Source organism: Pseudoalteromonas sp. SCSIO 43201, assembly GCF_023716725.1.
Lineage (GTDB): Bacteria > Pseudomonadota > Gammaproteobacteria > Enterobacterales > Alteromonadaceae > Pseudoalteromonas > Pseudoalteromonas peptidolytica.
Genome location: NZ_CP072683.1, coordinates 2,798,699 through 2,820,833, shown reverse-complemented (window position 1 = coordinate 2,820,833; position 22,135 = coordinate 2,798,699). Strand labels below are relative to the sequence as shown.

Genomic DNA, 22,135 nt, shown 5'->3' with positions numbered 1-22,135 from the left:
CGGAGTGGATAATGACTAAAAAAAGTAAGGTTCAACATGCTCATCAGCGTGGTGAAATTAAAGATAATGCACTAAAAGCGTTGGTAACCAGCCCCTTGTTCAGAGCAAAAACCGAGAAGAGCAAAAAGGGAAAAGGCAGCTATCAACGCAGCGCAAAACACAAAGGCCAAGAGCCTTACCTTAAGGCAGCCTGAGCTTTAAGATAAGGTTTTTTGCCGATACATTTGTATGTCATGTGTGATTAAATTGTTGATATTGGGTGTTGGTCATATACCGCCCGGCACTACCTCAAATTGCCACCTTTTGTCTCCCATGACTAAACGATAGAATGTTGAATAGTATAGTTGTTACCGCTGTTATGCTTTTGCTTCTACAGGTTGTGTGTCGTCAAATAGACGCAGGGCAGCAAACTCATCGTCAACTACTACGTGCTCGTAGCTGAACCAATATCTTGTAGTGACAAACAAGCCACTAAGCACAAGCCAAAATTGTCCCGTATTAGTAGTGCAATCCATAAAATAGGCTGTTATCGCCATAATCAAGTGTAAAGCACGTATTGAAGGCTTGGAATGTGAAGCTTGCGGCGCAGGGTGTCCCCCGCGCCATCACGTTAGTTTATGAAGTTAAAGTTCTACGTTTTGCCATTTTAAAAGTAGCTTTAAGGTCGACCCACCTATACTCCCTGCTTCTGATAGCCCATAATGGATCATAGCCGCGTTTTGGTATGATAATGATATACCTAAGAGATAGTCTTTGACACCGTCTTGACACTCTGTTTCTTCATCACCATCATAATCTGAGCATTGTAAGTATAAGCCATCAATTAACGGCACAAAATAAGAGTCAAAGTGATCAGATAAGTCAACTAAGTATGACTCGATTAGCGGTTTCGAAGCATGTTCCACTGCTGCTAACGTACTAGCTTGATCCCAACAACGCTGCCACACTCTCGGGTAATCAACTTCTTTGTTTTCTAATAAAGTAATAAACTCATCATAGCTGCCATTGATGTCGAGCATTACTTGTGTGTCGTCATAACTCGTGCAATTTTGAGGGTTATTGATCGTATCAAAAATGGTGACTTTTAACTTTGAATTGTAACTAGTTCGGGCAGGATTATATGATGAGGATAATCTTTTCCAGAGCGGCAAAAGTGTGCCTAAACGTACCGGATAAAAATCATGGTCAATTGCTACTCCTTTCTCATCAAGCCAATAAACAATATCTAACGCTTCTCGATAGCGGCCAGACTCATATAAGTAATTAGCTTCATCTAGCTTTGCTTGTAGTTGCGGGTTGATGTCGTTGGCGTGTGCAAAACCGCTAAGCGCGCTGGTGATAATAAAAGCGCCGGTGGTTAACAGTTTTTTCATTTTGCTCTACTCCTTAGTAAAAAATGAATGGGTAGTTCTCTACCACAATTAGGATTGCTTGCGTGAGGCATTGAGATTCCTTCCACGTTGCAAGCAAATATATAGAGCAAAATATGCACCAAAATTATGATTAAGGTGTTTTTGTTTTCCAATGGCGATTACGACTTAAAACGAAGAGTCCAGCAGGTGTAGACTTACTGCAAAAGAACATAGAAGTTAAATTGCAAGTCCATAAAGAAATTAAATCAGCTAATGTCAACCGGACATCTGCCGCTAACTTCAATGTAAATACAGTTGGAGGAATAGTTTCCTCCATTCAGCTAGTTCAGCTCACTTAGCTTGAAACGAGGCAACGGACACTGGGGGTTTCACCAGGTTCGATGATATTAATATTGACCTCTGTTAAGTCGCCTATTATAGGTTTTAGCGCCTTATCAAAACGATTTGCTGCGGCTTCGATTTTTTCGGCATAGTCACCAATAGCATCAAAACTGTCGCTATGATTTTCAATTATTGCTTCAATCTGCTTGGCCTTTTCTTCTTGTTTAGCCAATAACGCTTTATTGATCACAAGTTGACTGTCGTCTTCTCGTATCGCTTCTATACTAATGGCCTCTATTTCTTTGCTCAGCAGTGCAAGCTTGTCCTCAATATCTCTTATTGGTAACTCTTTAGCTGACATATCACGCTCTGCCGCTTTAAGTGCTTTATATGCACCAACCTGCTCGGAGTCCATGGTGTGTTTGATTATTGGGGTACAGTCTTGGTAAGCGATAAGCTGATAGTTGCCTTGTGTTTGCACCTCAGTTGGATTTGCTTTGGAGTAGCCAACGCAGGCACTCAACGCCAGTGTTACCGAAATAATGAGTATTGATTTTGTGGTTTTCATAAGCACCTCAAAGGGAAAAGTCTGATGTACAGAATTAGTCGTGGTACAGTTTGAAAAGGTTGATTTTAGATATGCAAGTATTAGTAACAAAATATGAATCGGGCAGTGAGCTTAGGGTTATTGACCACTCTTATCGGGTGCTTGGCCTTGGTGCTGTGCAATTTCTTCGGCGTATTTGGCTTTAACTAGTTCAACATAATGGTTGAGGTTTTTATCAGGGCTAACAGCATAGGTCAGCTCATTTTTATTTATCGCAGTGATACGATCCAAACGAAACTCGCGGTAGTCGCTGCGTAATTGACAAAATGCGATGAGTGTCCACTTACCACCCCAATAGACTAATCCAAGTGGCTCGATAACGCGCTGAGAGTGTTGCTGTAAGGCATCTTTATAGTCAAGGGTTACACATCGCTGAGTTTCGATGGCCGCTCTGAGCTTGGCACTAAACGATTGCTGTTGTGGCCCATGTTTAAAGCTAGATACCAAATAGGGAGAATGTTCGTGTTGTTGCTTAAGATGCGCAGGTAGTACAGCTTCTATCTTGGAAATGGCTGATTTTGCATGGGCGCTTAGTTCGGGATCCGTCCAAGCACTGACCATTTTACTGCCAAGCAAGAGTGCTGTTAATTCGTCATAACTAAACATCATAGGAGGAAGCGGGTAATCGGCAATGACATAGCCGATACCAGCTTCCCCTTCAATTGGCACGCCAGAACTTTGTAAGTCCTGAATATCGCGATAAATCGTACGCTCCGATACGCTAAAGTGAGCGGCTAACGATTTGGCTGTTACAGCTAATCGCCGACCCTTGAGCAAATTCACTAGCTGGAAGAGGCGTTCGGATTTATGCACGAATTTTCCTTTTTAAAAGATGTAGTGCTTATCCACTACATTGAGTTTGAGTGACGATATGGCTTCGACTAATGGAGACACTTTCACTGTTTGTATACTGCATTAGTCGCTTACATACTTCAGTGGTTGGGAATTGTTCAGATACTGCTTGCGCATGTGCTAATGATTGCCAATAGAATACATCGATATATTCATCGGTTTGGTCATCTTTACTGAGTGACCGATATAGCAGCCCAGGCTGTTGCTCAATCCATGGAGCAAAGTCAGTGTTAACACGCATTAAATCCTGCTCTGTTGCGCTAATAGCTAATTTAAATTTTACGATCTCTACGATATGTTGTTGCATAGTACGTCTCCTATTAAGTTCGTAGAGCAGTAAATCATGGGGCTGTGTCAGGGAGTGTCAGTAGTGTTCAAATATACAGTATTATAGATAAGATACCAAACATGTACTGATATACACTATGAGTGATTAGGTTCAAACTATATCGAGTCGTCAAGTTCTATTAAACAGGAGTTGCACAATGGATCATCAACAAGTACATGATTACTTACTAGCCAAGCCTTGTACCAGTGTAAGTCAGCCTTTTGGTGAAGGTGTTGATGTGTATAAAGTAAAGGACAGAATGTTTGCGACTTTGGCGCTTGGTAAAATGGGTAAAGAAGATGACGAGCATCGCCATTGGCGCGTAAATCTCAAATGCGATCCTGATGAAGCACAAGCGCTGCGAGATATTTTTAGTGCGGTGTTACCGGGTTACCACATGAATAAAAAACTTTGGAACACGGTGGTGCTTGATGGATCCATTCCAACTGGAGAACTTGAACGGATGATGGATAACTCATTTCACCTTGTGGTCGAAAAAATGCCGAAAAAACAGCAAAAAGATATATGGGGTTGAACATAGCTAGCTATCAGTGCAGTTCACCCTGAACATCACTGATATGTGCAATGAGCTGTGGAAAGAAGGTGTTGAACCCGCTTTCAAGTTCTTGATAATGCTTGTTTATGTCAGCTTCGCTGCCTGTAAATTGGTTAGCAAAACGAATGCGCCTTGCAATGTTATCCAGCGCCAGACCAACACCTGAAACAGACTCATAAGTTGCAAACCAGTCATGTGTTGTCATTGCCGTTACAACGCGCTGCATGTTGGTTGGCATAGCACCTAAACTGTCTTGGAGTAAGGCGAACCGGCTACGTTTGAATTGATGTAGAGGTGTTGTATGAAAGCTGTCCCAATACTTAATTAAAAAATGGTCATACAATACGTCTATGGCTATCCCTGCAAAGCGACGGCGTGATGGCGAAAAAAGTTGTTTCGCAGCTCTGGTTATTGCATGACTATCAGTGAACTTATCGACTTGAATGTGGGTTTTCAGACCTTGCTGCACGGCGTTTGGCAGCATCTTTACATCAACACCTTTTTGAAAGTCGCCAAGTAGATTACCAAAGCATGATGCGCCTGTGGGTTTTGCAAAGTACAAGTGCGCCAAATAGTTCATGGAAGCCTTCTCAGTTATGTTGCTGTGAACAGGGTAACTCATTGAGCCGGATTTAAGAAGATAAGAGGGGGTTAATTCAGTCAGGGGCAATCTACGTTAGATTAAGCTGGAGTCATAACATAATCTGAGTTTCAGGTTCCACCGTGAACAGGGAGCGCATAATGGCAGTTAAGGCTAAATTGAAGCAAAAGACTAAGCGACTGGTCGAATCAAAAAATATGCTTAACGGGATCACCGTTGCATCCTTTTTAGAGTCAACTATCGTGCCCATTCCCCTCGAGGCAGTGATGGTGCCGCTGATGCAAGCAAGGCGAGAAAAGCTGTGGCTAATTGCACTAATGGCAACAGTTGGATGTGTGATTGGCGCCCTATTTGGTTATGCGTTGGGTTATTATTTATTTGATGTAGTGGGGGATTCTGTTATTGAGCTGCTGTCGAGTCAGTCTCAATTTGAGCAAGTGAAAGCGCAGATGCAAAGTCAGGGATTTTGGTTTGTGCTGACCTTAGGCATAGCACCAATACCGTTTCAGATTGCCATGTTAGCAGCAGGTGCTACTAAATTTTCACTCTTACAATTTCTAATTGCAACTTGTATTGCCCGTTCACTGCGCTATTTTGGTTTGGCGGCGGTCGTTTACTTTGCAGGTGATCAGGCAGAAAAGCTAATTAAAAAGCATAAAATAAAAGCCGTTGTTTTTACAACGGCTATGGTGCTGTTGGCTTGGTGGATAGCCAGCCGTTAATCATTAATGCTTTCGATATAAAAATTTAGACTCATGTTGTGAGCGCGCAAACATCAAAAAATCATTGCTTAATGTCAATGGGGTTGATGCGAGCGTTTTATACTGCTGATAATAATTATTTGGAACGTCGGCACGTTTCAATAATGTGAGCGCGGCTTTTCCCTTTTGTGCATACTCTCTGTAATCTTTGGACTTATTTAGCAGTTGAATATAAGCAAGGTAAAAAGGTTCAAACTCAGCATGTCTTGCAGAGCCTGTCTGCTTTAACATGAGATCAATGTTGTACAGCAGCTCGCTTTGGTGCTGCATTTTCTCAATTAACTTATTTTGATCTTGGCGGATCATCGAGGCTACCACTCGTTCTTCAAAGTTATTAAGCTGCTCTGTCACTGTGTGGTGGAGCCGTACAAATTGCTCTGCATGTCGCTTACTCAATTGTTGTTGGAGGTTGCGCAACAGCACACTTTCCTGTTTGCCCAACAGATTCACCTGAGCTCTCGCTTCTGCCAGCACCGTTTGGTAAGCTAATTTGTCCCTGTTGTCTTCTGGGATCGCCTCAATCTGCTTTTTGATTGCTTGAATATGCGTGTTGATCAGCGAGAGTTTTTCATTAACTTCAATAATGTCCCACTTACTGGGTGGTTGGTTAAAAAAACCATGAAGTGTCATTTTTTCTTGGCTAGCTTGTGTGTGTAGTTTCACCAATACATCGATCAATTCAGTCAGTGGGTAATCTGTAGATAATGCGCGCAGTAAATTATCCGCTTGTAGTGAGTTATTAATACTTTTTGATTGTGCCGCTTTTATTTGAGCCGTAACGATATCTGCGCTTTCATAAGCTGTTTTTGCATCTAATAGCAAAGCAAAAGCCAGTTGTGTTTCTTGGTATATCGCTTGCCATGTGGTGCTATCGTATCCACTGAGCGTTTTAAGTGCATTTGCCTGTGCTTCTATGTCTCTTTGTTGTTGGGCATGGTTAAGCGCGTGTTCGGTTTTTGTTATTTCGGCCGGTGTACAAGCCACGAGCGCTGCGAAACAAAGGGTAGGGAGTAGTTGCTTCATGTCGTTATTGTTTTGCATTCCTTTTTCCTAACGTTAGCATCATCACCGTAACGGAGCAATATTCCTAAATCGGGTATGTATTTCGATATTTGCCTACACTGGAGTTATTTAATGGCTGTCTGATCTGCATTTTGCTGGCTGTTGCTGAGTAATAACCCCGCTTATAAAAGTGAAGAGCATTGTCTTGCCAATCCAATTCGAGAAAGTGACAAAGCGATTGCATAGTCAATCGGGGCGCTTCTACTAGCGATTCATAATTCACAAATTTAATTTGAGTCGGATGCTTTTGTGTGGCTTTTTGCAAAAACGCATAAGTATCATCATACATAGTTTGAATATCTTGTATCCGGTATGAGTAGCCATGAAAGGGGCTGCTCGTTTGATAGAGTTGACGGAAGTTTGCGATACAAGTATCTGTTCTGTCTCGCTTCATCACGACAAACTTTGCGCGTGGAAACGCCTTAGCAAGCAAATCGATAAAGAAAAAATGAAATGGCTGTTTGTCTATAAAACGTTTGTCACCATCAACGGATTGCGCGCTAAAGAGACGATATTGCTCAATGGCGTTAGCCTCTTCATAGGCGCGGCTTAGGCGTTGAATATTGCTGTTATAATCATGACAAAATCTAAGTGCTTGAGGCAATATACTGGTCTCTCCCAGTGGCTGTAACAGCAATTGCGCTAAAATTTGCTCCATCAGACTGGTGCCTGAGCGCGGCAGCCCAACGACAAATATTGGTGCAAGTGACGGCTCTGGTGCAAATTCAATAGGTTTGTCGAGAAGTTTACTAAGTGCTTGAAAGTAATCCGTCATCTGTTTAGGTGAATAGGAAATCTCAGCACTGATCGCTTGCTTACTGGCAATAAAGCTTTGCCATGCCTTGGGATAATTTTCTTGCTTTTCGTATTCGAGTGCCAGTGCATGGTGAAGCCGCTGTAATGCAAGTGGTGTAGTTTGCGCTGTTATCTCAGTAGCTAATTGAGTGATGCGAGTCGGTGCTAATTCCACAGGAGCAAGCTCTGAGTAGGCTAACTGGCACTTTGCATTACTTGAGTTTGCTTGCACTAAAGAGGCAAGCAGCGTCCGCGCTTGAGCTAATTCACCAGACATTTTCAAGTGTATTGCATAGTTTATCGCGATTTCAGGGCTGTGCGGTGCGTGCGTGTAGGCACGGTTAAAATGCCAACCAGCGTCAGTATATTGATTTAATCTCAGTAAGATATTTGCAAGCGTATCGTGCTCTGACCCCGACAATTGTGTGCAGCCTAGTAAATGCTGTATATAGCGCTTTGCAGCTAATGGTGATTGTGTAAACAGCGCAAGTTTGGCAGCGCTCAGAGAATAAAGGACACAGGGAAATAAACTTAAGCACTTATCGTAAATTTTTTGCGCTTTATTGAGGTTGCCAAGAGTCATATTCAACTCGGCTAATAAAGCGTACGCTTGGTGGTCATTGGCATTGGTATTGATGCGAGCGACTAATGCGTGATGCGCTACTTGAAATTGGCGCTGTTGAATGTAGCTTTGGATCTGATTGTATGGTGTCATCGCAATATACAAGAGAGTGAAGGCGGCCTCACTCTCTATCTTGGTTTTTACTGATTATAACTCAAACTGATAGTCTAGCTTGAGGCCTATAGTACGAGGTGCTGTGACATAGTGCCCGTACACTCGCTGCTGCTCAGGCAAAGCTTTGTTTAATGCCGCAAATTTAGCTTCACCAGCCCAAGATTTGTCTCGTCTTACCGAGGTGAAAGCAAATTTGTCAAACAAGTTGTCAACATACAAGGTGACGGCCCATTGCTCGCTTGAAAGCTTGACACTGAGGTTAGATAAGGCAAATCCTGGCAGTACCTCTCCGTCAGCCTTTAACCCGACTTTAGTGTATACGTCACTCTGCGCGGTTACTCCATAATTCACGTTAAGCATTTTGTCGTCGAACACTTCCTGTTCGTAGCTTAAACCGAATGAAAACTGCTGTTTTGGGGCGCCAGGTAAGCGGTCGCCATCTGTACCGTCATAGTATGGCTGGTAAAGCGCGATTTCTTCAGCGCTGTAGTCACCTTCTTTGAATACCGCAAACAGGGCTGGTGCATCATCAGTCAGCTGCGCTTTTGCATAAGAATAGGTTGCGTAAACTGTCCAATGGTCGCTCAATATAGCGCGGGTTGATAACTCGATACCAGTCGAGTTCGCAGAGCCTGCATTGGAGGTTATGATTTCTTGGCCGTTTACCGTCACAGATGAGATCTGCGCATCTTCCCAATCAACACTGAATAATGCGGCATTAAAATGCAGCTTATTATTCAGCCATGTAGACTTTAACCCCAGCTCATAGTTAGTGGTGGTGTCTGGTCTATAGCTAAGTTCATGCGGCAGTGCACAGATGATCTGTTGCTCAGGCAATGTTTCTGGGCACGACTCCAAACCGTTACCACCGCCTAACCTAAACCCTTCACTGACAGTAAAGTACGTCAGTAGTCCGTCTTGCCAAGTGTAATTGGCATTAAACTTAAACAAGCTACCATTGTCTTTGGCACTGACTTGTTCAAACGAAATTTGCTCAAGACTTGGCAGACCACCAGAATAGAGCGGGGTTTCAGCCGCTGATTTAGTGTTAACGTCATAGCGATAGAAACGCGCGCCCACAGTGATATTAAAATCCTCTGAAAATGCGTAGCCAACTTCGCCAAACAATGCTGACTCTTTGCTGGTGGCATTAGTCAGAGCGATATACTCAAGATCTTGCTCAATATTGTTGATTTCGTCGCCCCAAAACTCCGTGAGCCCCGGCGTGTACTCTCTATCATCTGAGCTAATTTCCTGTTTGCTGTAATATACCCCTGCAATCCAATTTAGGGCGTCATCCCCTTTAGAGACTAAACGGATCTCTTGGGTAAACGTGTCTTGATCTGTAGTGTCTTTAGTCAAAGCGGTAAAACTAGGAAAGTCCGCGTAGCCTGGCCAAATATCATAAAGGAGATCGGTTTGATCTCGTTGGCCTTGCTGTTCTTTGCTTGACCAACCGGATGCCGAAACTAAATCTGCAAACTCCAAATCGGCGTTGATTTCAAGGCTAAGTAGGTCATCTTCTTGTTCGTTAGGTTCAAGCACACGATAGGCTGACTCGTATGGTTTGATAGAGTCGGCAAGCGGGTGTTGTGCGCCAAGGCTTTGGTACTGTGAAATCGAGTTAGCACCATTTGCTTGTTTTTGATGGAAATAGTTCAGTGTGGTATCGATATTTTCGTTCACCAACCAACGTAGAGAAACACGCGTAGTGGTGATGGTTTCGTCATTTGCATCCGCCACTGCGTTGATATTCGCTTTAACATCCTCAGCATTGGACCAGTCGGGGTCTGGGTTTGAAACGCCAGGTTGTTTAACCACATAGCTATAATCCATAAAGCCGGGGTTATGATAGCGGTTAATGCTAGCGCGAACAGCTAACTCATCTATTACTAACGGCATATTGAATACAGCACCGATTTCATGACCGTTACTGTCACTTTCGTTGATACTGAATACGTCGCCACTGAGCTTGCCCTCAATGATATCAAGCACAGGTGCTTTTAGCATGGTTCTAATTGCACCGCCAAGTGTGCCTGCACCGTAAAGCGTGCCTTGCGGACCAATCAAAACTTCAACACGCTCAATGTCAGTGAGTCGCAAATCGACATTAATCGGGATTTCGCCAAGGTAAGTCGCTACGGTACCCGAGTCAGAGGCTCGCTCTGATGAATTAGTATTCAAACCTCGGACAATAATAGGTGAACCCTCACGGCCTCCTTGTTCTGTCATTGTAAGACCAGGAACCCACCTTGCTACATCTTCAAGGTCACCAATATTTTGGTCGCTCATCACATCGCTGTCTACAGCAGTAATATTTAATGGTGCTTCTTGAACTGTGCCAGCACGTCGAGTGGCAGTCACTTGAATTCGTTCAATTGACTTTTCTTGAATCTTGCGCTCTTCAGCGTGTGATTGATTCACAACAAAAAAACTCGAACTAACAGCTAGTGCGACTAAGCTTGGATGGAGCTTACTCATGAATGGTGAAACCTCAAATTAAGAATTAAACGTGACGAAATTTCAATCTTTAGAGATGGGTAACTATGCAAATAGTGCATTTTTGTCCCGAGCTTAGAGAGAATTTCATACAACTGGTGGCAAGTTAGCTAATCATACTTTGTGTATTTTTTAGGTAATTTATCCACCCTGAAACTGCATCGCATGCTAACATGCTTATTCTTATATTGTGAATAATTATTTTGATTTTTTGAATGGTTATTTCTTTTTTGGTTGTATCGATTTGCGAAAATTTTCAAATAGCTTAGAGTATTAACTCCGTATGCTTCTTTTGTACGTCAAATACCCTAAGGAAAAATAATGAAAAAGCTGATGTTTGCATTGTTGGCATCTTGTACATTACTTGGTTGCTCTGACAGTGAAGTTGGAGATGTATCACTCGGTCTGTTTACGCTTAAAGATATAAAGCTGGACTCTATGGTTGACCCTGTTGTTACAGGCGTGACTTGTCATGTAGCGAGTGTTGAAGATGATCTGAGTTTTTCAGACCCAAGTGATAGTTCTATCTCTTGTCGTCAAACGAGCGAAATAACACCTGCAATGCTGGCGAATATAGACAAGAGTGACTCTGGCGAAGTGGTATTTAAAAAGTCAAAAAGTGTGTTTTTTAAATCCATGAAAGTGAGAAGAATTTTTGACGCGAAAAATCAAACCTTGATGTATTTGGCTTACACCACAAAGGAAACCTCAGGCAGCTTTAAGCACAGCCTGTCGACAGTGCCATTATGGGGTACGCAGGCTTATCGAAATGCCAAAGCCGATTAACTCACGTTTGCTCAGGGTAAACTCATACACCTTGGTAATTCTTTCGTACATTATTTTTGTTTGAATTAAACCTTTTTACTCACGATTTCGACTAAGCTTAATAATGATAATTTTAGGAGAAATCGTGATGCTCAAAACACGCTTTTTTGGTAAAACAGTCAATACTGCGTTTGCTGTGATGACCGTGCTATTTATTATTCTGACGTTAACAACGGATGCGCATAGTATCTCTTCCCACGAAACTGAGGTTGAGATCTTTGCGCAAGATAAGGTTATTTCAGAATCTAAATCTCAATAAACTTGCGCCTTGATTTATTTTGTTTTATTGATTAGTAAAACTTAAAACAATGAAAAAGGTAGAGTTAGTATAGTAATGGACTAGTTCCTTTTCTGGGTTGTTATGAAAGCATAAATTTATCTAACGTATTTATGACATATACTCATGACCGACTTGCGTTGTGTATAACGTGTATACTCTAAATCCCCCCGTTTTATTCATCTCATTAATAGTCTTTATTCGCCTGCGGTCAAAATTGTAATTAATTTATTGCGTTATACTCAGTCTGCATTAGCTTTAATTGAGGACTCATATCAATTTGTTTAAATATTGGCTTAATCTGAAGTGGCAAATATGACGCTAATGGTATTAAAAGCTCCTATACTACCTTCATGGATATAGGTACCGTGACGATAGTAGGAGGCGGAGTTACCGATAAAATGTGCTTGCCTCAAAATAGGCTATTTAATTATCCGCAGCTCAGGTTAATTTAGCAAATTGGTATAAGGAAACGGCGCAGCTTGCGATTGGATACTTGCAGGTTGCTGCTCTAAGAACACGAATTTTAGCTGACTTGCTTTGTGCTTGTCTGACTAAAACAGCAATAACAAGGAAGATATATGGCACGCCAATTTGATAACTTTTATAGTCATGGGGCAATTAGCTTTGCTGATTTTATTAATTGTGTCTCTAGTTTGTATACGGGGCCTGATTGTATAGATGAAGGCACGCTAAGGTTGCTGGCAGAAATGCTTTACAGGCTCTCACAAAATAAACAGTTTTTAGCGGCGCAAGTTGCAGGTGGTAATAAGTACACGCACCACCCAAGAGGGCTGTTAGATAACGATGATTTATATGTACTTTATGAACAGCAGCAGCCATTTTTTGGTGTCTATGCTCAGATCTGGCACCCGACCCTCAAGCGAGGGAAAGCACGAGGTTTTAACCCACCACTGAGGGATTACAACTTTTCTGCGTTGACGACCAACTATTTTGGTCCAGGTTGCGGCAGTAAGCTTTATCAATACGAATACCGGCAAGATCTCAAGCAAGGTGAGCACTGTGCATTGTCATTTCTACAGTTTTATCAATTTACGTCGGAAAATGTGCTCTTTACTGAGGCCTCAAAGGATGCAATAGCTCAGGCGTTACCTAAAAGTTTGAGTATAACCATTAGCTTACGGTTAGAGAAGAACGAGCATCCATGCTTTATCTTCGATAAATCTTCGAAAAGAGTGCTAGGCGTTATAACAGATGTAAATTGTGAAAAAGCAGGCGTAACGTCAAAAGTGGGATTGCTTGAAGTATAAGTCATTTCAAGAGTAGCATTTGTTCACCTTGATGTAGGTGCCTTAGCTGTAACAAGGGATGAGAGCGATGTTATCGACAAGATTTTCTCGCTTCAAAATAGACCACTTAAATTAAGATAATTGGTATTATTTTGTTTAATTGAGCCTATATAGCTGTAACCGAAGTGCAAATATGTTAATTGTATCGAGGTAACTTGAGCTTAGGATAACACAGGCTGTTAGTATGCAAATATGCTTTGTATTAGGGAGTGTGTAGTTGTTGAACACAACAGGCCTATTTATTCTTTAGCCAAAGCTCAGGTTAATTGGTATTAAATATAAATATCTGCGCGGGTGATGGTTGAACCAACATAATGAACTGTTTTGTTGGGTTAACTTCACGCCGTTTTGCTTTCATACCAGTGTCTTAGAGGCTGGTAATGTTTTTGCTCAAACAACAAAATTAACGGAGCGGCGTAATAATGAAGAAAATGAGCTTGGTGGCCTTTGCTGTGGTGCTTGGGCTAAGTGGATGCGCTCAAGATAAGCCGGTTACACAAAAGCATTCTGAGGTTGGAGTCAGCCAATCTAGTATGTCCAGAACAGAGATAGATAAAGTTGTTGAACAATATACGAGACAATTTATTAACCACCAGCCGGCATTGGCAACATCATTAAAACTACCGAACAGTGAATACGGTGACTATCAAACAAAGCTACCTGACTACTCTGTCGTGGGTATGCAGGCACTGCAAGTCGACATGAATGCAGCGGCGCAGCGTCTAGCGGCAATACAATCGGCAATCAGTAACTCAGATGACTTATTACATGTGAAAGTCAATGAAGTGATTGCGCGTTATTACGCCGGAGATAAGGGGTTCTCAGCCGGTTATATTGATACGTGGGGTGGGCACCTGCCATATATTGTGAACCAGTTGTCAGGCCCCTTACTCGATATTCCAAATGTGCTAAAAGACCAACATGGAATAGAGAGTGAGCAAGATGCCAAAGACTATCTTGCTCGCCTGAATGCCTTTGTTGAAGTGACGAAGCAAGTGGCAAGTAAGGTAACAGCGGACGCCAATAAAGGCGTAATTTTACCAAAAGTATTGTTTCCAAACACGCTAGGTTATTTAGACAACTTCACGGCGCCACATGGTGCAGCGCATCCTTTGGTTACATCGTTTAAAGAAAAACTTGCAAATATCAATGATATTACAGATAAAGCCGCCGCTGAATATGTTGCGCAGGCGATACAAATTGTTGAGCAAAAGCTTTATCCCGAGTTTAAAAATGTGTCTGCTATTATGCACGCTCTAGAGAGTAAAGCGCCTGAAAAGGTTGGTATTTGGGCTCAGCCAAATGGCGAAGCTTTCTATCAGCATGAGATCACCTACTTAGCGGATTCTGATATGAGCGCCGAAGAGATCCACCAAATTGGTCTTGCTGAGGTGGAGCGTATTTCAAAGCGTATGGACGAAATCCTTAAGCAAAATGGCTATTCACAGGGATCTGTTGGCGAACGCATGAAGCAGCTCAATGAAGAATCGAGATTTTTATATGCGGATTCTGACGAGGGTCGTGAAGCGTTATTATCGTTCTTGCGTGGTGAAATAGCGACTATTTTACAAAAAGCACCAGATTATTTTTCTACTATTCCACCGCAACCAGTTGAAGTCAAACGCATACCACAGGCTGTGGAAGCAGGTGCGCCCGGTGGTTACTACAATGGACCATCGCTTGATGGAAGTCGCCCAGGGGTATTTTCAATCAACCTAAAAGATATGAAGGCAGTACCAAGCTTTGGCATGAAAACCTTGACGTATCATGAAGCAGTTCCTGGTCATCATTTTCAAATTGCCCTTAATATGTTGCAAACCGAAATTGGTTTGATGCGTCAAAATGCGTCATTTAACGGCTATATCGAAGGATGGGCATTATATTCTGAGTTGCTGGCTTATGAGATGGGCATGTATAAAGACGATCCATTTGGTGACTTAGGTCGTCTGCAAGCTGAGGCCTACCGTGCAGCTCGACTTGTTGTTGATACTGGGTTGCATTACAAAAAGTGGACACGCGACCAAGCGATCACCTATTTTGCTGATGCAACAGGTACGGCAATGAGTGATGTGGTATCGGCTATCGATCGTTATATTGCGTGGCCCGGGCAAGCGCTTGGTTATAAGCTAGGTATGCTCAAACTGGTTGAACTGAGAGAGCATGCTAAGCAGCAACTGGGAGAGAAGTTTGATATTAAAGCATTTCATGATGTGATCTTACTAAAAGGTGCAAGGCCGCTGCGCTTGGTTGAAGAGGATGTTAACGCGTGGGTTGAGTCGCTAACAGCAGCCTAATTTTTACTCTCAGCTTGGTGGTGATTAAACTACCAAGCTGATTTGCCTTTCTCTTTGCCTGTCTTTATGGTCTCTGGGTTAATACTTGATATTTGGTTTTGCTTTTGCCCTAGCAAGGATTTCTTCGCTGCGATTTATATCTTTGCGTTGTAGATCGAGGCCCGTGGTATTTTCATTTTCTACAGGCTGATAGGCAAGTTCAGCATACAGTGCAAAGTGATCAGAGCCGATATTTGCCAGCCGCTTTATATCAACAACAGTGAAGTGATGACTTGAAAACAGATGATCTAATGGCCATCTAGCAAACGGGTAATCTGCGTGAAAGGTGTTAAACATACCACGACCAACCCTAGGGTCTAATAGTCCACTAATTTTACGAAAAAGCCTAGTGGTTGGAGACCATGCAACATCGTTCAAGTCTCCGGTTACTATGGTCGGTAAAGCGTGTTTCGCTATGCGTTTAGCCACAATGACTAACTCAGCATCACGTTCTATGGCGGTTTTATTCTCTGTTGGGCTAGGAGGAGCTGGATGTAAAAAGTGAGCTTGTATGATGGTATTGGATGGGAGCTTGATTTTTGCATGTATCGAGGGTACACCTTCTTCAACAATATACTCACAGGTAGCGTCCTCAAGCGGGTGGCGTGAATATACATGCATACCATATAAATTAGACTGCGGGCACTTTACAGAGTAGGGCAGTATATCTAACAGTGAGTCGAGGTGTTGTTGCCATATCTCGTCACTTTCTAGTGTTATGAGTATATCAGGCTGATGTGCTCGAACTTGGCTGAGCAACAGGCTAAATTGGCGGTTGGTTTGTAGCACGTTGGCGGTGAGTATACTCATTGTTTGGGTATTTGATGTTGCATGTTTTACCTCTACTGGCCAAAGGGGCGTATAAGGCAAGATCCACCAAAGTTGAAAGCATAAGCACGCGGTGAGCACAAACATAGTGATCACGCTAAGCAGACTTAACTTGAAAAAGACAATGCACAACATCAGTGCTACGGCAGTCATTGTGACGAGCTGGAGTCTAGGAAACTCCATTGCTCTGACACTCCAATGCGGGTGCTTGGCCAAAGGTAATAACGTAGCTACCAAGATAACAACACTCAGTGAAACGATAATCCAAGTCATGTAATACCCTAACATAATGGAGGAATTTGCTCAGTATACTTTATGTTGGCTGAAATAACTGTGAATAGTATCGACGTTGAGTGGGCACTCATTGTCGATACTCGGTTGGTGGGGAACACCGTTGGTTATACTTTTGAGCTTAGGTAATACCAATTTGACTTAATACTTGCTCAATTTGAAGGAGTAAATCTGACGCTAACAGCGTTAAAAATTTCTCATTTAGAACAACTAAATAGCAAAATTTTTGCCTTGCCTATATGGATGTAGGTACCTTAGCGATAGCAGGACGCGGTAGCGGAGTTATCGACAAGATTTTCTCGCCTCAAAATAGACCACTTAATTAAGCAAATTGGTATAATTTAGTTGATTAACTCACTTCTTACCCCGGGTGCAGGTTAAATAGACAACAATTTGAAGGGAGAACTACCCTGTAAGCTTGGTAACACTGCTCAGTTGGTATGGCCAAAGCACTTTCTCCACTTCAAAAAAATTTACTTAACCTTATGTTATATAAAAATATTAGTTTTGATATGGCGTATTTTCCGCGAAGTATTCGTGGCTATCAGCATTTTGGATAGCTTGGCTTGGGTTAGAAATCGCAAGGCTTTTCGCTCCAGACTGTCCATACACAATATCGTCAGTACCGGCGACCACATTAAAGTGGCTTAGCTCATGCACAATTGTTCCTGCGCGCGAATCTGTACCAAGCTCATTTGCATTCCAAAATGCACGACATAGATATATCTTGTACGGTTGATTTGGATATACGTAAGCAAAGTACGATTGATTACAGCTACAGTCAAACGTAAGGTCTTGGTTATCAATTGCATCGTTAATGGCGTTAAAGTTTGCTTTTACCGTCGCATAACGGCTACTGGTTGCTGATCCAAACCAAGTATTGTAACGAGTCGATGGATTGTTTGCTGAGTGACTATTTAAATAAGCGACAGAGTTATTTGTGATTTGATCCGCCGCGTCCAATGCCGATAAAATGCTGTTTTTTTCGCTATTGCTACAACGGCCCGTGAAACACGTACCATCAGTACAGTCTGCTGCAGCGCCCGGCTTTGCAGCAGCCTGAATATTGCCTTTGCTTAACGGAACACCTTCAAGCCATAAGTTAACCGCATTGGAGCTTAGCTCTGCTACTGAGCTAGTAACGCTAGATTGATGCTGCATCATACGGCTTTCCATACGCAGCTTGTCATTTCTGCCAAACAGATCGAAAGACTCAACATCATAGCTGATCTCATAATTTCCAGGCTTACTGAGGTCATAAAGTCCTGACAATTCAAATGATTTTGATAGCGTTTCACCTGATTTTAATTTGATGAAGTCTTCTTCTGTGGGCGCATGGCGTTTATAGTGAGGGCCGAAGAAATCTACTTCTTTTCCATCTCTGGTAATTTTAAATATATGTTCTTCGTCGAGATCAGTATACCAGCTTAGGATTTTTTGATTATCTTTGCCTTGGTTGGTGATGTTTAGCGTGGCGATAACGTCGCCATTTTTCTTTGTATCAACATCGACACTGACTAAGAGGTTTTCGTTCATTGCATTAGCATGTAGTGATGCGCTGATAGCTGTGGCGAGTAACCCAGCCGATACTGTGCGTGATAGTAGTTTCATTATTTCTTCCTGTTGAGGTTTTCTCAGAGCCTTGATCCTCATAAGCAATTAAGGACTGAGTTTACTTGTTGTCATTATTGTTTGAAGAACTTTAAATTTATCTTCACTTTTAATTAACAATAATATATTCAAAGTTTCAAGTGTCACTTGGAAACTTATTTTTATATTTGAGAGAAGAGATAAATTACTAATAATTTCATGAGTATGTAATGTTATTGAAAAGTATGGATAAATTTTAATCGAATAAAGAGAAGACTTTTTTGTAAATTTATTGTTTTATTTACGTTGGTTTACAATGATTGGAGCGAAGTGTTACAAACACTGATTGCGCAATGAACGAGACTTTTGAAAGTTATTGAGTTTAGCTTAGTAAGCAGCCTAGCAAATCCTCACTTAATAAACTCAGATTTATACTCTATTTTGAGATTGAGCAACTTGCCTACTGGCCAGTAGGCAAGTTGAATTTAAACAGTGAGTACAAACATTTATATTTAAAAAAGCTTAACTCTCAGTCGCCTAGATTTCGGTAATGATGTCTTCGATTGCGAGGCGTGATTTAGGTAATTTAGCATTAAAATCAGTTTCGTCACGGTAGCCCAGTGCGACAATGGCAAGGGGATCAAAACCTTGTTCAGTTAATCCTAACTCTTTACCTAAGATTTCAACATCAAAACCTTCAATGGGAACCGAGTCAATGCCAAGTGACGCCGCACCGAGCAAGAACTGTCCAAGATTTAAGTAAACTTGTTTACCCGTCCAAGCTTTGATTGCTTCATTGCTGGTTTGGTTTAAGCCGACAAAATAACGGCGGCCATCATTCATTTGTGCCTCGATTTCAGAGCCTTTTTCAAATCGACCATCGGCACTTTCTTTGGCAAGCACTTTATCTAAATGCGTATCATCTATATTTTGTTTTGCAGCAAATACAACAACATGTGATGCGTTAAGTACTTTTGCTTCATTAAACTTATAACTATCTTGTGTGCTTTTAGCCACTTGGGTTTTGCCAGCCTCAGTACTTGCGATGACGAAATGCCATGGCTGAACGTTGGTACTAGACGGGCTTAGTCTTAGCGCCTGCTTGAGTAGGTCAATATCTGAATCACTAATTTTTTTATTAGGATCAAAGGCTTTTGTGGAATAACGATTGTTAATTGCATCGCGTAACGTGTACATATCAGACTCCTAAAATTGCTTTAAAGACATAATATGGATTTACATAATCAATAAAAAGATGATAATGAGTTAAATAGTTTCAAAAATTTTTTGAAAATGAATACACAAGATTTAATCGTCGTGATGAAAACGGCTCAGCTTGGCAATATTAGTGCGGCGGCTGCGCAGTTAGATATGCAGGTTGCCACAGCGAGCGCCGCGATAAAGCGAGTGGAAAAGCACGTTGGCTTTCAACTTTTTGTGCGTTCTACGCGTAGCTTAAGGCTATCAAAGCAAGGTGAAACTTACTTGCCAATTTGCGAGCAGGCACTTGCGCTTTTGGATAATGGCAAAAAACAGGTGCTTGATAACGACAACGAAATTGACGGTGAGCTAAGGTTAACCGCACCGTCAGATTTTGGCCGTAATATTCTCCTACCTTGGCTAGACGAATTACTTGACGAATACCCCAAACTTGCCCTGAAGCTTATTCTTAATGATCACAATCTCGACTTTTATCGTGATGATGTTGATATCGCGCTGCGCTATGGCGCGCCTGAAGACAGTAGCTTCTACGGCTTTAAAATTTGCGATGTGCCATTGCTGCTTTGTGCCTCTACGGAATACTTAGAAAAACAAGGCACACCAAAGAGCCATGAAGACTTAAGCGAGCATCAAGGGCTATTCTTTTTGATCAGAGGTAGTAAGTTTGATACGTGGAAACTGACGAAAAATGAACAAACTTACAAAGTGGTACTTAAAGGGCGTAGAACCAGTAATGATGCGGATGTGGTAAAGCGCTGGTGTGCGCAAGGAGCGGGTATTTCATTGCGCTCCGCGATAGATGTAGCAGACCAACTAGAACAAGGTGTGGTGCAAAGTATATTAAATGACTACCGCGTTGAATGTAAGCCGCTGTGGTTGATCTGCCCGTCAAAGCAAATGATCAACCCAAGCGTGAGAGTGCTGCGCGATAAACTAAGGGTGTACTGCCAAGCGCTTGTAGAAAAGGCCGAGCGATATAAGTAATGCGCTAGGGCTTGACTGAAGGTGTACTCTTAGGTTTGTCGGGTAAATGGGTTGGATAACCAAATAACGCCAACCATTTGCCCTTTAAGGTGTTTGCTTGTGAAAAGCGGTGGAACATATGACGCCACTGAGCAAAGCTTACGTCTACAGGGTTTTGCTTTGGTGCCGCACCTCTTATTCCATAGCAAATTGTTATGTCTTTACGCTCCTCAACAAAGGTGCCAAAAAGCTTATCCCAAATGATGAGCACCCCGGCAAAGTTTTTATCTATATAATCGGGATTACTGGCATGATGAACTCTGTGGTGGGAAGGCGTATTAAAAATCCGCTCTACCATCCCTAATCGATTAACTGTTTGTGTATGAACAAAAAATTGAAAAGCTAAGTTAATTGCGACGATGGCAAATACCAAGGTTGGGGTAAATCCAAGGAGTATCATAGGCAGCCAGAATAGCCACATACCGACAATTGGGTAAAGCAAGCTTTGGCGAAATGCGGTGGTAAAGTTCATTTTATTAGAGCTATGATGCACTACGTGTGCGCTCCAAAGCCAATGAATACAGTGTGATGCCCGGTGAAACCAGTAATACAAAAAATCTTGCAAGATAAAACCAAAAAGCAAAGTGAAGAGATTGAGTTCGATTGTGAATAAAGCAAATTGATGGAGCCAGTAAAAGAGTGGCATCAATACAAGCAAAGCTAGCGCGTCGCTGCCTTGATGGAGCAAGGCAAGTAGGGCATTGAGCATTGAATCTCGCCAATCATAATATTCGTGGTGCTTGATGTACTCCCAAGCAACACAAAGTAAAAAGGCGGGACTGAGTGCCAGTAAAATTAGCGATACATCAATCATATACAGCTCCTTCTTTAGCCAAAGCTTTGGTACTTTATGCACTAGCGTAACGGGATAGTCATTGACAATCCTGCCAAACTGCGCCAAAAATTTGTCCAAATACGACAAAAGGAACTGCAATGCACTCAACTTCGTTTGTATATTTTTATAGTGCGTGGGTACATATTCATGACCATTTTACTGATAATAAGAGACTGCTAGGTGAGCTTGCAGAGCTAGTAGCGTCACGGCCTGAACGTGTACCACTTGTTGAATATGAGCGACTGCTTGAGGTAGGGCTGGAGCTGAGCGGCGATCCCTTGATTGGTTTTGAACTGGGTAAAGCCATTCAGTTGCATGACTATGGAGCGCTAGGTTACTTGGTCGAAACCAGTAAAGACTTACAGCAAGCGATTACCTCTTTATTGCATTACGATGCCATTGTTGCCGATATTGGCCTCGCTGTATTCACAAGTGATAGCGACAATGCCAAGTTAACTTGGCAACCAAAAACCCCGCTGGGTAAGCAAACCATTTTGCGTAATATGACCGCTTGGGTGAGCGCTGCACGGCAGCTTTTGCGTTCAACTTTATCGCCTAATCAACTCCATCTTAGCTTTAGCGTGTGTGACCGAGAATTACAGCGTTTACAAACTTGGTTTGGCTGCTCCGTTTTACAAAACTGCCCTGAAAATGCACTGTGGTTTCCGTTAGATTTTCTTGCCATGCCAGTCGCTACCGTCGACAGCCTAATGCACGAACATATTGAGCAAGTGCTTGCTAAAAGCGTCTCAGCGTTTTGTGATAATGATGATTTAAAGACCCGCGTTGCTAATTTACTGGCAGCAAAGCACTCACTTGCTGGAGTCAACCAAGCAAGTATTGCTAAAGCATTAAACATGAGTGTGCGTTCGATGCAGCGTAAGCTACAAATACAACACACTAGCTTTAGAGTCCTACTCGATGAAGAGCGAAAGCTTCGATTTGAACAGCTCATCGGCAACACGAGATTACTCGATATTGTCGATGCGCTCGGTTTTACAGAACAAAGTGCGCTCAATAAAGTTTGTATGAAATGGTACGGAAAATCACCATCAAAGCTAAAATGAAGAGCCGAAGGTGGGTAAGTTTGGGCTAGTTAGTCAAACTCCCT

At 42.2% G+C, this 22,135-nt stretch carries 22 protein-coding genes; 9 read left to right on the top strand and 13 right to left on the bottom strand.

The window, feature by feature from the left end; translation table 11 throughout:
- Positions 1 to 11 precede the first annotated feature (11 nt).
- Positions 12 to 194, top strand: a complete 183-nt coding sequence (locus J8Z24_RS12160) for an alternative ribosome-rescue factor A (RefSeq protein WP_176032831.1) — start codon at positions 12 to 14, stop codon at positions 192 to 194.
- A 162-nt stretch (positions 195 to 356) separates the two neighbouring features.
- On the opposite strand, the gene J8Z24_RS12155 is transcribed toward J8Z24_RS12160, so the two are convergent.
- The 5 genes from J8Z24_RS12155 to J8Z24_RS12135 form a co-directional block, all read right to left on the bottom strand.
- Positions 357 to 515, bottom strand: a complete 159-nt coding sequence (locus J8Z24_RS12155) for a hypothetical protein (RefSeq protein ID WP_167508253.1) — start codon at positions 513 to 515, stop codon at positions 357 to 359.
- Between the two features lie 108 nt (positions 516 to 623).
- A complete protein-coding gene (locus J8Z24_RS12150) occupies positions 624 to 1,373 on the bottom strand; it encodes a hypothetical protein (RefSeq protein WP_252094764.1) in 750 nt (249 codons plus the stop codon).
- Between the two features lie 334 nt (positions 1,374 to 1,707).
- Positions 1,708 to 2,262 carry a hypothetical protein gene (locus tag J8Z24_RS12145; protein WP_252094763.1) on the bottom strand — a complete coding sequence of 185 codons (555 nt, stop codon included), beginning with the start codon at positions 2,260 to 2,262 and terminating at the stop codon, positions 1,708 to 1,710.
- Positions 2,263 to 2,379: 117 nt separating this feature from the next.
- Positions 2,380 to 3,114, bottom strand: coding sequence for a helix-turn-helix transcriptional regulator (locus J8Z24_RS12140; protein ID WP_176032834.1), 735 nt, complete (start codon positions 3,112 to 3,114; stop codon positions 2,380 to 2,382).
- Positions 3,115 to 3,142: 28 nt separating this feature from the next.
- Entirely contained in the window at positions 3,143 to 3,460 is a 318-nt protein-coding gene (locus J8Z24_RS12135) for a hypothetical protein (protein WP_125254010.1), read from the bottom strand.
- A gap of 178 nt (positions 3,461 to 3,638) precedes the next feature.
- Here J8Z24_RS12135 and J8Z24_RS12130 point away from each other — a divergent pair, with 178 nt between their 5' ends.
- Positions 3,639 to 4,016 (top strand): MmcQ/YjbR family DNA-binding protein, encoded by a 378-nt coding sequence (locus tag J8Z24_RS12130; RefSeq protein WP_252094762.1) that lies wholly within the window; start codon positions 3,639 to 3,641, stop codon positions 4,014 to 4,016.
- Positions 4,017 to 4,029: 13 nt separating this feature from the next.
- Here the strand turns inward: J8Z24_RS12130 and J8Z24_RS12125 are convergent, their stop codons facing one another.
- Positions 4,030 to 4,617: an acyl carrier protein phosphodiesterase gene (locus tag J8Z24_RS12125; RefSeq protein ID WP_128732213.1), complete on the bottom strand. Its 588-nt coding sequence runs from the start codon at positions 4,615 to 4,617 to the stop codon at positions 4,030 to 4,032.
- Positions 4,618 to 4,778: 161 nt separating this feature from the next.
- On the opposite strand from J8Z24_RS12125, the gene J8Z24_RS12120 reads away from it, so the two are divergent.
- Positions 4,779 to 5,360 carry a YqaA family protein gene (locus tag J8Z24_RS12120; RefSeq protein ID WP_252094761.1) on the top strand — a complete coding sequence of 194 codons (582 nt, stop codon included), beginning with the start codon at positions 4,779 to 4,781 and terminating at the stop codon, positions 5,358 to 5,360.
- 3 nt (positions 5,361 to 5,363) lie between these two features.
- Here J8Z24_RS12120 and J8Z24_RS12115 read toward each other — a convergent pair whose 3' ends face one another.
- Genes J8Z24_RS12115 through J8Z24_RS12105 form a run of 3 tightly spaced genes read right to left on the bottom strand, consistent with a single transcriptional unit; the run spans position 5,364 to position 10,473 of the window.
- Positions 5,364 to 6,440 (bottom strand): hypothetical protein, encoded by a 1,077-nt coding sequence (locus tag J8Z24_RS12115; RefSeq protein WP_252094760.1) that lies wholly within the window; start codon positions 6,438 to 6,440, stop codon positions 5,364 to 5,366.
- 46 nt (positions 6,441 to 6,486) lie between these two features.
- Complete coding sequence (locus J8Z24_RS12110; protein WP_252094759.1) at positions 6,487 to 7,971, bottom strand: tetratricopeptide repeat-containing sulfotransferase family protein; 1,485 nt, start codon at positions 7,969 to 7,971, stop codon at positions 6,487 to 6,489.
- A gap of 54 nt (positions 7,972 to 8,025) precedes the next feature.
- Entirely contained in the window at positions 8,026 to 10,473 is a 2,448-nt protein-coding gene (locus J8Z24_RS12105; RefSeq protein WP_252094758.1) for a TonB-dependent receptor, read from the bottom strand.
- A 339-nt stretch (positions 10,474 to 10,812) separates the two neighbouring features.
- Here J8Z24_RS12105 and J8Z24_RS12100 point away from each other — a divergent pair, with 339 nt between their 5' ends.
- The 4 genes from J8Z24_RS12100 to J8Z24_RS12085 all read left to right on the top strand — a co-directional run bounded on the left by J8Z24_RS12100 (position 10,813) and on the right by J8Z24_RS12085 (position 15,197).
- The gene (locus J8Z24_RS12100; RefSeq protein WP_125254003.1) at positions 10,813 to 11,277 is read left to right on the top strand and encodes a CreA family protein; all 465 of its coding nucleotides are present in this window, start codon (positions 10,813 to 10,815) and stop codon (positions 11,275 to 11,277) included.
- Between the two features lie 124 nt (positions 11,278 to 11,401).
- Complete coding sequence (locus tag J8Z24_RS12095) at positions 11,402 to 11,575, top strand: hypothetical protein (protein WP_167508252.1); 174 nt, start codon at positions 11,402 to 11,404, stop codon at positions 11,573 to 11,575.
- Between the two features lie 599 nt (positions 11,576 to 12,174).
- On the top strand, positions 12,175 to 12,864 hold the full coding sequence (locus tag J8Z24_RS12090) for a transposase (RefSeq protein WP_252094757.1): 690 nt from the start codon (positions 12,175 to 12,177) through the stop codon (positions 12,862 to 12,864).
- A gap of 461 nt (positions 12,865 to 13,325) precedes the next feature.
- The gene (locus tag J8Z24_RS12085; RefSeq protein ID WP_252094756.1) at positions 13,326 to 15,197 is read left to right on the top strand and encodes a DUF885 domain-containing protein; all 1,872 of its coding nucleotides are present in this window, start codon (positions 13,326 to 13,328) and stop codon (positions 15,195 to 15,197) included.
- A gap of 78 nt (positions 15,198 to 15,275) precedes the next feature.
- Here the strand turns inward: J8Z24_RS12085 and J8Z24_RS12080 are convergent, their stop codons facing one another.
- The 3 genes from J8Z24_RS12080 to nfsB all read right to left on the bottom strand — a co-directional run bounded on the left by J8Z24_RS12080 (position 15,276) and on the right by nfsB (position 19,142).
- Complete coding sequence (locus tag J8Z24_RS12080; RefSeq protein ID WP_252094755.1) at positions 15,276 to 16,337, bottom strand: endonuclease/exonuclease/phosphatase family protein; 1,062 nt, start codon at positions 16,335 to 16,337, stop codon at positions 15,276 to 15,278.
- 519 nt (positions 16,338 to 16,856) lie between these two features.
- Complete coding sequence (locus J8Z24_RS12075; RefSeq protein WP_147390452.1) at positions 16,857 to 17,966, bottom strand: M35 family metalloendopeptidase; 1,110 nt, start codon at positions 17,964 to 17,966, stop codon at positions 16,857 to 16,859.
- A gap of 516 nt (positions 17,967 to 18,482) precedes the next feature.
- Entirely contained in the window at positions 18,483 to 19,142 is a 660-nt protein-coding gene (nfsB, locus tag J8Z24_RS12070; protein WP_176032844.1) for an oxygen-insensitive NAD(P)H nitroreductase, read from the bottom strand.
- A 96-nt stretch (positions 19,143 to 19,238) separates the two neighbouring features.
- Between nfsB and J8Z24_RS12065 the strand changes: the two genes are divergently transcribed.
- Positions 19,239 to 20,150 carry a LysR family transcriptional regulator gene (locus J8Z24_RS12065; RefSeq protein WP_252094754.1) on the top strand — a complete coding sequence of 304 codons (912 nt, stop codon included), beginning with the start codon at positions 19,239 to 19,241 and terminating at the stop codon, positions 20,148 to 20,150.
- Between the two features lie 4 nt (positions 20,151 to 20,154).
- Here the strand turns inward: J8Z24_RS12065 and J8Z24_RS12060 are convergent, their stop codons facing one another.
- Entirely contained in the window at positions 20,155 to 21,003 is an 849-nt protein-coding gene (locus tag J8Z24_RS12060; RefSeq protein ID WP_252094753.1) for a sterol desaturase family protein, read from the bottom strand.
- 119 nt (positions 21,004 to 21,122) lie between these two features.
- On the opposite strand from J8Z24_RS12060, the gene J8Z24_RS12055 reads away from it, so the two are divergent.
- Complete coding sequence (locus J8Z24_RS12055; RefSeq protein WP_176032847.1) at positions 21,123 to 22,091, top strand: AraC family transcriptional regulator; 969 nt, start codon at positions 21,123 to 21,125, stop codon at positions 22,089 to 22,091.
- The last annotated feature ends 44 nt before the right edge of the window (positions 22,092 to 22,135 follow it).

Excerpts from the sequence above, each read along its gene's own strand:
- J8Z24_RS12160 (WP_176032831.1), top strand. The coding sequence starts at position 12 with ATGACTAAAAAAAGTAAGGTTCAACATGCTCATCAGCGTGGTGAAATT.
- J8Z24_RS12155 (WP_167508253.1), bottom strand. The coding sequence starts at position 515 with ATGGATTGCACTACTAATACGGGACAATTTTGGCTTGTGCTTAGTGGC.
- J8Z24_RS12150 (WP_252094764.1), bottom strand. The coding sequence starts at position 1,373 with ATGAAAAAACTGTTAACCACCGGCGCTTTTATTATCACCAGCGCGCTT.
- J8Z24_RS12145 (WP_252094763.1), bottom strand. The coding sequence starts at position 2,262 with ATGAAAACCACAAAATCAATACTCATTATTTCGGTAACACTGGCGTTG.
- J8Z24_RS12135 (WP_125254010.1), bottom strand. The coding sequence starts at position 3,460 with ATGCAACAACATATCGTAGAGATCGTAAAATTTAAATTAGCTATTAGC.
- J8Z24_RS12130 (WP_252094762.1), top strand. The coding sequence starts at position 3,639 with ATGGATCATCAACAAGTACATGATTACTTACTAGCCAAGCCTTGTACC.
- J8Z24_RS12125 (WP_128732213.1), bottom strand. The coding sequence starts at position 4,617 with ATGAACTATTTGGCGCACTTGTACTTTGCAAAACCCACAGGCGCATCA.
- J8Z24_RS12120 (WP_252094761.1), top strand. The coding sequence starts at position 4,779 with ATGGCAGTTAAGGCTAAATTGAAGCAAAAGACTAAGCGACTGGTCGAA.
- J8Z24_RS12115 (WP_252094760.1), bottom strand. The coding sequence starts at position 6,440 with ATGCAAAACAATAACGACATGAAGCAACTACTCCCTACCCTTTGTTTC.
- J8Z24_RS12110 (WP_252094759.1), bottom strand. The coding sequence starts at position 7,971 with ATGACACCATACAATCAGATCCAAAGCTACATTCAACAGCGCCAATTT.
- J8Z24_RS12105 (WP_252094758.1), bottom strand. The coding sequence starts at position 10,473 with ATGAGTAAGCTCCATCCAAGCTTAGTCGCACTAGCTGTTAGTTCGAGT.
- J8Z24_RS12100 (WP_125254003.1), top strand. The coding sequence starts at position 10,813 with ATGAAAAAGCTGATGTTTGCATTGTTGGCATCTTGTACATTACTTGGT.
- J8Z24_RS12090 (WP_252094757.1), top strand. The coding sequence starts at position 12,175 with ATGGCACGCCAATTTGATAACTTTTATAGTCATGGGGCAATTAGCTTT.
- J8Z24_RS12085 (WP_252094756.1), top strand. The coding sequence starts at position 13,326 with ATGAAGAAAATGAGCTTGGTGGCCTTTGCTGTGGTGCTTGGGCTAAGT.
- J8Z24_RS12080 (WP_252094755.1), bottom strand. The coding sequence starts at position 16,337 with ATGACTTGGATTATCGTTTCACTGAGTGTTGTTATCTTGGTAGCTACG.
- J8Z24_RS12075 (WP_147390452.1), bottom strand. The coding sequence starts at position 17,966 with ATGAAACTACTATCACGCACAGTATCGGCTGGGTTACTCGCCACAGCT.
- nfsB (WP_176032844.1), bottom strand. The coding sequence starts at position 19,142 with ATGTACACGTTACGCGATGCAATTAACAATCGTTATTCCACAAAAGCC.
- J8Z24_RS12065 (WP_252094754.1), top strand. The coding sequence starts at position 19,239 with ATGAATACACAAGATTTAATCGTCGTGATGAAAACGGCTCAGCTTGGC.
- J8Z24_RS12060 (WP_252094753.1), bottom strand. The coding sequence starts at position 21,003 with ATGATTGATGTATCGCTAATTTTACTGGCACTCAGTCCCGCCTTTTTA.
- J8Z24_RS12055 (WP_176032847.1), top strand. The coding sequence starts at position 21,123 with ATGCACTCAACTTCGTTTGTATATTTTTATAGTGCGTGGGTACATATT.